At 73.5% G+C, this 9,528-nt stretch carries 9 protein-coding genes and 1 pseudogene; 6 read left to right on the top strand and 4 right to left on the bottom strand.

The genetic code is table 11. The annotated features are described in order from the left end of the window. Window positions 1-143: 143 nt before the first annotated feature. Window positions 144-497 (top strand): siderophore-interacting protein, encoded by a 354-nt coding sequence (locus tag AB0J69_RS60820; RefSeq protein ID WP_364138286.1) that lies wholly within the window; start codon window positions 144-146, stop codon window positions 495-497. A gap of 39 nt (window positions 498-536) precedes the next feature. Here AB0J69_RS60820 and AB0J69_RS60825 read toward each other — a convergent pair whose 3' ends face one another. Continuing rightward, window positions 537-941 (bottom strand): DUF4440 domain-containing protein, encoded by a 405-nt coding sequence (locus AB0J69_RS60825; RefSeq protein WP_364138289.1) that lies wholly within the window; start codon window positions 939-941, stop codon window positions 537-539. 196 nt (window positions 942-1,137) lie between these two features. Between AB0J69_RS60825 and AB0J69_RS60830 the strand changes: the two genes are divergently transcribed. The 4 genes from AB0J69_RS60830 (at window position 1,138) to AB0J69_RS60845 (ending at window position 6,890) form a co-directional block, all read left to right on the top strand. After that, window positions 1,138-3,909: a DUF6493 family protein gene (locus tag AB0J69_RS60830; protein WP_364138292.1), complete on the top strand. Its 2,772-nt coding sequence runs from the start codon at window positions 1,138-1,140 to the stop codon at window positions 3,907-3,909. Window positions 3,910-4,270: 361 nt separating this feature from the next. Then, window positions 4,271-5,257 (top strand): TauD/TfdA family dioxygenase, encoded by a 987-nt coding sequence (locus AB0J69_RS60835; RefSeq protein ID WP_364138308.1) that lies wholly within the window; start codon window positions 4,271-4,273, stop codon window positions 5,255-5,257. A gap of 264 nt (window positions 5,258-5,521) precedes the next feature. Continuing rightward, window positions 5,522-5,800: an MFS transporter gene (locus AB0J69_RS60840; RefSeq protein WP_364138295.1), complete on the top strand. Its 279-nt coding sequence runs from the start codon at window positions 5,522-5,524 to the stop codon at window positions 5,798-5,800. Further along, a complete protein-coding gene (locus tag AB0J69_RS60845) occupies window positions 5,784-6,890 on the top strand; it encodes an MFS transporter (RefSeq protein WP_364138297.1) in 1,107 nt (368 codons plus the stop codon). The genes AB0J69_RS60840 and AB0J69_RS60845 overlap by 17 nt, the downstream gene beginning before the upstream one ends. Window positions 6,891-6,919: 29 nt before the next feature. On the opposite strand, the gene AB0J69_RS60850 is transcribed toward AB0J69_RS60845, so the two are convergent. Continuing rightward, complete coding sequence (locus tag AB0J69_RS60850) at window positions 6,920-7,417, bottom strand: DinB family protein (protein WP_364138300.1); 498 nt, start codon at window positions 7,415-7,417, stop codon at window positions 6,920-6,922. Window positions 7,418-7,525: 108 nt separating this feature from the next. Between AB0J69_RS60850 and AB0J69_RS60855 the strand changes: the two genes are divergently transcribed. After that, a complete protein-coding gene (locus tag AB0J69_RS60855) occupies window positions 7,526-7,888 on the top strand; it encodes a hypothetical protein (RefSeq protein ID WP_364138302.1) in 363 nt (120 codons plus the stop codon). Window positions 7,889-7,902: 14 nt separating this feature from the next. On the opposite strand, the gene AB0J69_RS60860 is transcribed toward AB0J69_RS60855, so the two are convergent. Beyond that, entirely contained in the window at window positions 7,903-8,604 is a 702-nt protein-coding gene (locus tag AB0J69_RS60860) for a hypothetical protein (RefSeq protein WP_364138305.1), read from the bottom strand. A 162-nt stretch (window positions 8,605-8,766) separates the two neighbouring features. Further along, window positions 8,767-9,528 (bottom strand): annotated as a pseudogene (locus tag AB0J69_RS60865) (hypothetical protein); the annotation flags it as partial.

The raw sequence follows: 9,528 nt of genomic DNA on the forward strand, positions 1-9,528 counted from the left end.
GGCGCCGCCCGCGGGGGGGGGGGGGTGGTCCTGTCCCTGGTGGCCCCGGCGGGGGGGGGGGGTTCCCCGGCCCTTTTTTTCTGGGGGGGGTCCCCGCCCCCGCCCCCCCCCCCCCGCGCCACCCCCTCACGACGAGGAGCCCCATGGCACGAGGGAACCTGCACAGCACCAGGATCGAGCCCCAGACCTCGGAACTGCTCATCCTGCGGGTGCTGCGCCGCGAGCGACTGTCCCCGCACTTCGCGCGGGTCACGCTGGGCGGCGGCGACGCCAAGCGCTTCGTCCCCATGGGGTACGACCAGTGGTTCCGCCTCTTCCTGCCCGTCTCCACGGAGGACTCGCTGTCGCGCCTGCCGGCCAGGCTCACCCCGCTCAGCTACGCCAGACACGCCGCGCAGCGCCTCCGGAGCAGGCCCGCGTCCAGACTGCGCCCCCACCGCGCACCTGCCACGTCCGCGACCGGTACCGCCGCGCAGCCCCTCCGGAACGGGTCCTGAGTCCCAGAAGGACGCGGGGGTCAGGCGGTGCCGGGCCGGTCAGGCGGTGCCGTGGGGGTTGTCGATGACGTACCGCCACTGCCCGTCGGCGCCGCGCCGGACGACGTCGGTGGCGGTGCCGCTCAGGTCGATCTCGGTGCCGTCGCGGGCGGTGCCGCGCATCGACCAGTCCACGATGAGCAGGGCGATGTCGCCGGCGACGTACGCGTGGCGCGGGCGGGCCTCGATCGGCAGGCCGAAGCTCTGCAGGTGACGGTTGGCGGCCAGCCGGGCGTCCCCGGTGACGGGGTGGCCGGGCACGGGTACGAGGACGGCGCCGTCCTCGTAGGCGTGGTCGAGCGCGTGGGGATCACCGGTGTTCATGGCCGCGACGAACTGGGCGGCGGGGCTGCCGGGGTCACCGGCGAGGACCACAGAGGGTCCGGAAATGTCATGACTATTCATGACAAAATGATCATATCACATCTCGATGATCGAGAATTGTCGTGGGCGGCCGTTAGTGTCCCGGCCATGACTGACGCGGTGGCGGTGTTCTCAGACGTCCTCCTGACGCTCGGGGTCCTGCGGTGACCCCCTGGGAGGAGACCCTGGCGAGGGTCGGGTCCGGCGAAAGCCCGCCGCCTCCAGCAGGAGGGGGCGCGTGAACGCGTGGCAGGACCTGCTCAAGCTGGTCAAGGCCGGTGACGTGCCGGGGACGATCCGGTTCGCGACCGAGCTGGACGCGGCCGGCCGGAAGGCGGTCGCGGCCGAGCTGCCCGGCTACGTCACCCGCGAGTTCCGCGCCACGGCCTGGACGGACTGGGCCGGCCAGGTGCGGCCGCTGCTGCTGGCGGGCCCGGCCTGCCTGGGCGGCGCGGCGGCGGTGACGGCGTGGCTGTTCAGGCGGGAGTTCCGGTGGGGGAGCCAGGGCGAGAGCGGGCGGATCCTCGAGCTGCTGCGCCGGCGCCCGGTGGCGTGGCAGGCCGACGTGGCCCGCCGCATCGCGGCACGGTCGCGGCTGCCGGAGCTGCGGCACTGGGAGGTGGCCGCGGAGCTCGTACGCCGGACGGGCATCGAGCCGCCGGACGAGGACGCGTTCAAGGTCGGCTGGCTGCGGACCCTGCGCCCGTCGACGGCCGCGGGCGACCCGCTCTTCACCGCGTACGGCCGGCGCCTCTTCGAGATCGACGGCTTGTCCCAGACCGCCCTGTGGCAGGTCGTCGAGGTGGTCGTGCGCCTGGTGGAAAACGGCCTGCTCGACCGCGCGGCCGTCATCGACGGACTGGTGGGGCGGCTGCTGCGCGACGGTGCCGGAGCGCGCGTCGAGCTCGCGGGCCTGCACGACCGGCTTGACCTCGACATCGACGAGTCGGCCGCCCGCGCCAGGGACTATGCCAGGCTCCTGCCCGCGGGCCCGGTCGCGGTGGCCGACCTGGCGCTGGCGCAGCTGCGGCGGCTGGAGGAGGCGGGCCGGCTGGAGGAGGAGCTGTTCGCCGAGGCGGTGGGGGCGCTGGCGTTCCGGCCGGAGAAGAAGCTGCTGCGCGCGGCCCTGTCCTGGGCCGGTGACGCGGTGCTGCGCGACGCGGGCCGGGTGGACGCCGTGCTGGCGGCTCTGTCGGCGATCTTCGCGCAGGACACGCCGGCGCTGCGGGAGCGGGCCGTGCGGCTCGCGGTCAAGCTGGCGCCGCAGGCCGGGCGGGCCGGTCGCGAGGCGGTAAGGCAGGCGGCCGCGGAGCTGGACGGGGAGCAGCGGGAGAAGGTCTCGGCGGCGTACGGCGGCGGCCTCGCCGAGGCGCGCACACCCGCCGTGACGCCCCTGGTGGCCGTACGCGGCCCGTCCCTGCCGCCACCCGTCACCTCGCCGCAGGAGCTGACCCGTGAACTCGCGGCCTTCGGCCGATCACCTGACGTGTACACCTACGAACGCCTCCTGGCAGGCCTGGCCGAGTGGTCGCACCGCGCACCCGACGCGCTGCGGGAAGCGCTGCGGCCGTGGTGGCACCCGTTCGACCGGCACACCTACGGCCACTACGGCAGCGAGCTCCACGAAGGCCTGAACGAGGCCGTCAACCGCGCCTTCCTCGCCTTCGCCTCCCCCGAGCACAGCGGCACGCTGACGCGCGGGGCACCCAAGCGCCGGCGTCCGGCGGCCCCGGGCGCGTTCGACCGCCTCTACTTACGGCGTGCCCTGGAGCTGGTGACTCCCTTCGAGACGGGAGCCGGCTACCCGGTCCTCCTGGCCACGCCCACATCGGGCACCGGCCACCTCGACCCGCCCGCACTCCTCGACCGCCTGGAACGTCAGGAGGCCGAAGGGGTCCCCGCCCTCCCCGCCGACCTGGCCCAGGCCCTGCTGCGGCTACCGCGCCACTTCTCGCCGTCGGAGATCGAGCGGGCCGGCCGGCTCACCTCGGGGGCCGGACGCGCGTGTGCGGCGTGGATGCGGGCCGGCGGGCTGACCGAGCCTGACGTGATGGTGTGCGTACGCCGCCACCAGGGCTACGGCGGGTCGGTCTGGCACGACCTCCACGCCGAATTCACCCCGCCCACCACCCTGCCGGCCATCTCCTCCACCGCCCCGCCAACGGAGGCGTCCACCACCGCCGCTGTGTCCACCACCGCCGCTGTGTCCGCCAACGCCGCTGTGTCCGCCAACGCCGCTGTGTCCGCCAACGCCGCTGTGTCCGCCAACGCCGCTGTGTCCGCCACAGTGCCCATCGCCACAGTGCCCACCGTCCCGTCCCCCGCCCCCTACCCCGGCCCGTCGGCGGTGGCGTCTGACTCGCCCGCCGGCCTGCACGAGGAGCTCCGCGACCTGTTCGAGGTGCGGTCGGGGCACACTTACACGCTGACCTGGTGGCCGCTTGTCATGCCCGCCCACCGGGAGATCGTGGCGGCACACCTGGCCTGCTACCTGCCGTTGTCGATGGACGCCAACGACCGGCAGACCCGGGCACTGGCGGCGCTGGCCCACGGCGACGGCCCGCTCGGCCCCGCGACGGCGTACGCCCTGGCGTGCGGCATGGGCCACGCGAACCCCGCCGAACGCGCCGCCGCCACCGACGCCTTCCTCACCCTGGCCGCCCGGGGCGAGGTGCCGGCACAGGCGCTGGGGGAGGCGGTGACGAACCTGGTCGAGTCCGAGTTCGTGAAGCTCAACCGCGTGCTGTCGGTCCTCGACGACGCCACGCAGGCGGGAGCGCAGGAGGCGGTGTGGGCGGTGGTCGTACGGGTGCTGCCGGGCTTGCTCCCCAAGGACGGGGAGCGGCCGCGGGCCGGAGTGGCGGACCTGCTGGCGGCGGGGACGCGGGCGGCCAGGATCGCGGGGGTGCGGGCGGACGTGCCTGAGGCGGCGGCCGTGGCCGGTCGGAGGGGGTCGAGCAGGTTGGTGCTGGAGGCGCGGCGATTGACGCAGCTGATCGGCTCCCCTTAGAAATCTACTTTGTAAAGGGCGCGGCGTGTTGTCGATCACCTGGTCTCAAGCGCTCAACCCAGCCGGCGACTGGCCGATCGACACGGCACGCCGGCGCGCGATGAGGTGCAGCACCCGCCTTCTTCCGGCAAGCACCGTGACCGCGCACTGCGGGCGGGCAGGTGGCCGGATCAGCGGTCGGATCGGTGATGGAAGCCGGGGCCGGCGGGTGGGGTCAGGGGCGGGCCTCGCGCTAGCGGTGGGGCCGGGTTTGCGCTGTGGGTGAAGGCGTTCTGCCGTGGGCGATGGCGGGGTGTCCTGGCCGGCCGGAGAAGGGATGGTGGTGGCGGAAGGATCAGTCGGCAGGGAGGCCGGTGGCGTGATGATGGTCGCGCGAGTGCAGGGCCCCGGGGAGTGGCTGGCGGACGAATTCCGGGGCGGCGACTCCTGGAAGGTGCGGCTCGACGAGGGGCAGCGGCGCGAGGTGCTGGCCGCCGTCCGGGCCGCTGGGGCGGCCGAGTCCGTGGCGGCAGGCGCCGGGGCGACGGGTTCCGAGGCGGCGGGCTCCGGGGCAGGTTCGGGGGAGGGGCTCGCGTTGCCGACGCTGGGTCCGGTGCTGCGGCGCGTACGTGCGGAGCTGGTGGGCGGGCGGGGATTCGCGCTGGTGCAGGGGGTGCCGGTCGAGGAGATGAGCGCGCGGGAGCGCGAGGTCGCGGCGGTGGGGCTGGCGGCTCACGTGGGCGAGGTGGTGCCGCAGGGCGCCGATCGGGCGCCGTTCATGCACGTGCGGGATACGGGTGCTGATCCGGCGGGGGCTCGGACGCGGAGTTTCGAACACAGCGGGCGACTGGGCTTCCACAGCGATCCGTCGGATGTGGTGGCGCTGCTGTGCGTACGGCCCGCGAAGGCGGGTGGTTCGAGTGTCATCGTGAGTTCGGTGGCGGTGCACAACGAGATCGTGCGGCTTCGGCCGGATCTCGCGGAGGTGCTGTATCGGCCGTGGTGGCACGATCGGCGTACGGGTGATGGCCCGGACAGCTTCTACACGAAGCCGATCTGTGTGCGGCGGGCCGATGGCGGGGTGTCGATGTCGTACGGGCCGGATTATCTTCGTTCGGCACAGCGGGGTGCTGATGTGCCAGCGTTCACGGGGGAGCAGGCCGAGGTGATGGATCTGCTCGATCGGCTGACGAATGATGCGCGTTTCGCGCTGGCGATGGATTTCCGAGAGGGGGATATGCAGTTCCTCAACAACCATGTGGTGCTGCACGGTCGAACGGCTTATGAGGATTATCAGGAGCCGGCGCGGCGGCGTCATTTGTTCCGCCTCTGGCTGGCGACCGGGGTGGCTGAATCAGGCATCTCGTAGTGGTGTGCCATCCCCGGTACTCACTGGTGAAAGCCGTGATAGTCGGCCACCGGCCGTTCGGTCTGGTTCTCGGCCGGACACGGGACAGGCGGCTGCGCCTCGATACACGGAAGACGAGTGTGGAACTCGTCGAATCGCTCGTAAATCCCAAAGAAGTGCTGCGCTGGGCGCTCAGATGTCCTCCGCACACGGTGGACCACGCGCGCGCCATGCCCCTGCTCTCGGCGGTGCCCGCGGGCGTCAGGCGCGAGCTCCAGGGCGACGATGCCCAAGATCGTCGCCCAGCTCGGCGGCACCGACACCTGGTACGTCTGGGTGGTCACCGCCTACCTGCTGACCTCCACCGTCACCGTCCTTCTCTACGGCCGTTTCTCCGACCTGCACGGCCGCCGCGGGCCCATGCTCATCGGCCTGGGCGTGTTCCTGGCCGGATCGCTGGCCTGCGGCGCGGCCCCCGTCCATCACGCTGCTGGTCGCCGCCCGCGCGCTGCAGGGCCTGGGCGCCGGCGCGCTGCTCACGGTGGGCATGTCGGTGGTGCGTGACCTGTACCCGCCCAGCCGCATGGCCGGGATGGTGCGCATGCAGAGCGTCATGGCGGTCATGCTCGTCGCCGGCATGATCGGCGGCCCCCTGGTAGGTGGCGTGCTCGCCGACCACGCGGGCTGGCGCTGGGCGTTCCTGCTCAACCTGCCCCTCGGCCTGATGGCCGCGGCTGTCCTGGCCGTCCTGCTGCCCCGCGTCCGCCCCGCTGCCACCGCCGCCGTCCGCCTGGACCTGGCGGGCATCGCGCTGCTCACCGCCGGGCTCTCGCTCGTGCTGCTCGGGCTCACCCTCAAGGGGTACGGCGAGCACGGCCGGCTCCGGGACTGGAGCGACCCGATAGTGGGCGGGCCCCTGCTGGCGGGGATCGTGCTGCTGGCCGCCCTGGTCGCCGTCGAGCGGCGGGCCGCCGTGCCGATCGTGCCGCTACGCCTGTTCGGCCACCGCGCCTATGCCGCGATCGTCGCGGCCGGGTTCTTCTTCCAGGCCGCCGGCCTGCCCGCCGGCATCTTCCTGGCCCTTCACTTCCAGCAGGTACGCGGCCACACCGCCACCGCTTCCGGCCTGCTCCTGCTGCCGATGCTGGCCGGCATGGTCATCAGCAACCGGTTCACCGCGGCGCTGGTCATGCGTACCGGGCGACCCAGACCCGCGCTGCTGCTCGGCGCCACGCTCCTGACCGCCGGCAGCATCCCCTTCCTCACCTTCGACGCGGGCACCCCGATCCCGCTGATCGCCTGCTGCCTGCTGCTTGTCGGCCTGGGCACCGGACCCGCCATGGGCGGGGCCAGCATCGTCGCCCAGAACAGCGTCCCCCGCACCGACATCGGCGCCGCCACAGCCGGCTCCATGCTCACCAAGCAGATCGGCGGCGCGGTCAGCCTCGCCTGCGGCCAGTCCCTGCTCGCCCACCACCTGGCCGGCGCGGCGACGGCCGCGGGTGTCGCCCGGGGCGTCGGCGTCGCTCTGGGCTGGGTCGGGAGCCTGGGCGGGCTGCTGGCCCTGGCCGCGATCGTCCTGATGCCGGACCTGCGCGTCGCCGGTCCCGGGCCGGCCGCGGGGAAGCCTGCGACCGCCGCCGCACAGGGGTGACCCGACCGTACGGGACCGGCGGGGCGGGCTCAGCCTCGGTCCCAGATCCGTCCCGTGGCCCAGGCGTACTCCCAGGCCTGGATGTCCGGCGGCTCGATGCCGAAGCCCGTCAGGATGGCGCAGACCTGCTCGCGATGGTGGTTGGCATGATTGAGGGCCTGGGCCAGGAAGATGCCGGCGCGGACCTCGCGCGTTCCCTCGTCCACGATGACCACGCCCTCCACGTCGATCGGCTTGGCCAGCACCTCTTCCCAGACCCGCTCGACCTCCGATGCCCGGGCCGACAGGAGCGGCAGATCGGCCTGCTCCGCGCCGTCCACCCAGGAAAGTTCGATTCCGGCCAGGCGCTGCGCGTAACTTCCGTCCGCGTCGACGATGTGCTGAAGAGTCGACAGGATGCCGCCGAAGGTGCCGACCCCGCGTACCTCCAGTTGCTGCGCGGAGAAACCCTGATCGCGGCAGAACTCGATGAGCCTCTTCGTCGCCCAGTTGTTGTGACGGATCGCATCGAGCAGGATCTCATTCATGGCCTTTTCCTCCGTCCGGACGCGTAGTCATGATCCTGCGTGGGCACCACTGCGGACGCAACGCATTTACCGCAGGGCACCTTCACAACGGGATCGAGGAGCGACGGAATGACTATCTGGAGTGGTGAACAGGCGCGCGCGTTACGGCCCTGGCTGATCCTTTCGCTCGGCCTGGCGGGCCTGTCGACGATCGTCCTGTTCGCCACCCCGATATATGCGTCGCTGAGCGAGGAGGGCGAGAGCTCGGAATATGCCGTCGGCGTCGTCGGCGTGCGGGCGCTCTACTTCCTGCTCCCCGTGCTGATCGCGGCGATTCCCCTGGCCTTCGGCCGGATCCTGCCCCGGACGACGTCGATCGCCGCGGCAATGGCCCTGTTCGCCTGGTGCTTTGTCTCGCTGGCGTCCGTAGGGATGTTCTTCCTGCCGTCGGCCGCGTGCATGCTCGTGGCGGCGATTCTCGCGGTCCGGTAGTCCGTCCGCAGGGGTCACCTGCCCGAGCGGCGCAGGTCGCGGTGGGCGGCGAGCAGGACGAGCGGCGGGAGCGCCAGCGCGGCCAGCCAGCCCCGGTGGACGGCGCCCCAGGTCTTCTCGCCGGGCAGCGCCACCCACGGCGACAGGTCACCGGTAAGGAACAGCGAGCCCGCCAGCAGCACGCCCAGCAACGCGCTCGCGGCCAGCGCGGCCTGCCGCCCGCCGACGCGCCGTACCGCGGCTGCCGCCCCGGCGAGTCCCGCCAGCACGCACACCGCGGCCTCCAGCGCGGTGTCGGCCAGCGGTAGCGGAGCCCCCTGGGCCAGCCGCACGGCCGCGATCGTGTACGCCGCGCCCCAGACCGCCGCGACCACCGCGAACGCCATCGCCGTACGCAGCCACTGCCGCATCCAGCGCGGCACCGGCAGCGCGCCCGAGCTCGGCGTCATCGCGTCCACCAGGGCGAAGGCCGCCGCCGCGCCGAGCAGCAGGGCCGCGGCCCGCAGCGCGAGGAGCGCGCTGAGAGGGTCCAGGTCGCGTCCGGGTGAGACGATCGCGGCCAGTGCGAGCGCGAACGGCGCCGTGACCCCGATGGGCAGCCAGTCGATCGCCCGCGCCAGCGGCCCGACCAGCTCGGCCGCCACCACGGGGCGCGCCGCCGCCCGCACCGGGCGCCTCGACGGAGCGGCGCCGGTGTCACGGTGTCGCGGCGTCACGGGCATGGCGGTCCCTCCGGGATGGTGTCGCGGGCACGGCCGGCCGCGCGGATGGTGGGCAGGCGGGTACGGCCGGTCGCGCGGATGGCGGGCAGGCGGGCACGGCGGGGCAGGTGGCTACGGCGGGCGATCGCGTACAACGCCCGCCCGGAGAGCGTGCTGTCACCGGCATGGCGGGCCCGCCGGGCTGGTGGCGGGGTGCTCGGGGCGCAGGCCGAGCAGCGGGAGGGCCTGGGCGAGGGTGGTCTGCGGCTTCGTGAGCGTCTCCCAGGCAGCCCACACCCGCTCCCGCGCGTCCGGCCGCTCCAGCAGCCGCCGGGCGTAGCCGGTCTCGGCGTCCCCGTACTCGATCGGCCCGAGCTGCGAGGGCATCTCGCCCGTACCCGACGGGGTGGGCACCAGCAGGCTCTCACCGGCGGGCAGCAGCGGTGCGCCCTGCCCGGCCAGCCACAGCGCCACCACGGTGCGGGCCTGGCCGCTCGCGTCGCAGCCCGTCGTGACAGTCCCGGGTACGGGAACGTCCGCGAGCCCGGTCACCATCGCCGCGGCACTGCCCGCCAGGTACGACCGGTCGGGATGCTCGGTACGCGGCCACCGCGGCCAGATGTCCACGCTCGCGCTCTCGGCGTTGTCGGCCCGGTTGCCGGGGAACTGCTGGCGCAGCACGGGGATGCGGTCCCTGGCCGCCGGAGGTACGGCCGCCGCCACCGGCGCCATGACCTCCTCCCAGGCGGGCACCCACACCGTGTAGTCGGCGAACGGGCAGTACGTCACCCCCTTCCGCGTCGTGCACACCCGGTCCCGTGGGCTGTACCCGTGGGCGTCGGCCGTCGCCGCCAGCTCCTGGCGGGAGGCCGTCCACGGCAGCGTGGGCCCGCCGGCCTCGGCGGCGACGGCGGCGGGCACCGCCACGGCCAGCCCGGC

It is taken from the genome of Nonomuraea sp. NPDC049709 (genome assembly GCF_040674815.1).
Lineage (GTDB): Bacteria > Actinomycetota > Actinomycetes > Streptosporangiales > Streptosporangiaceae > Nonomuraea.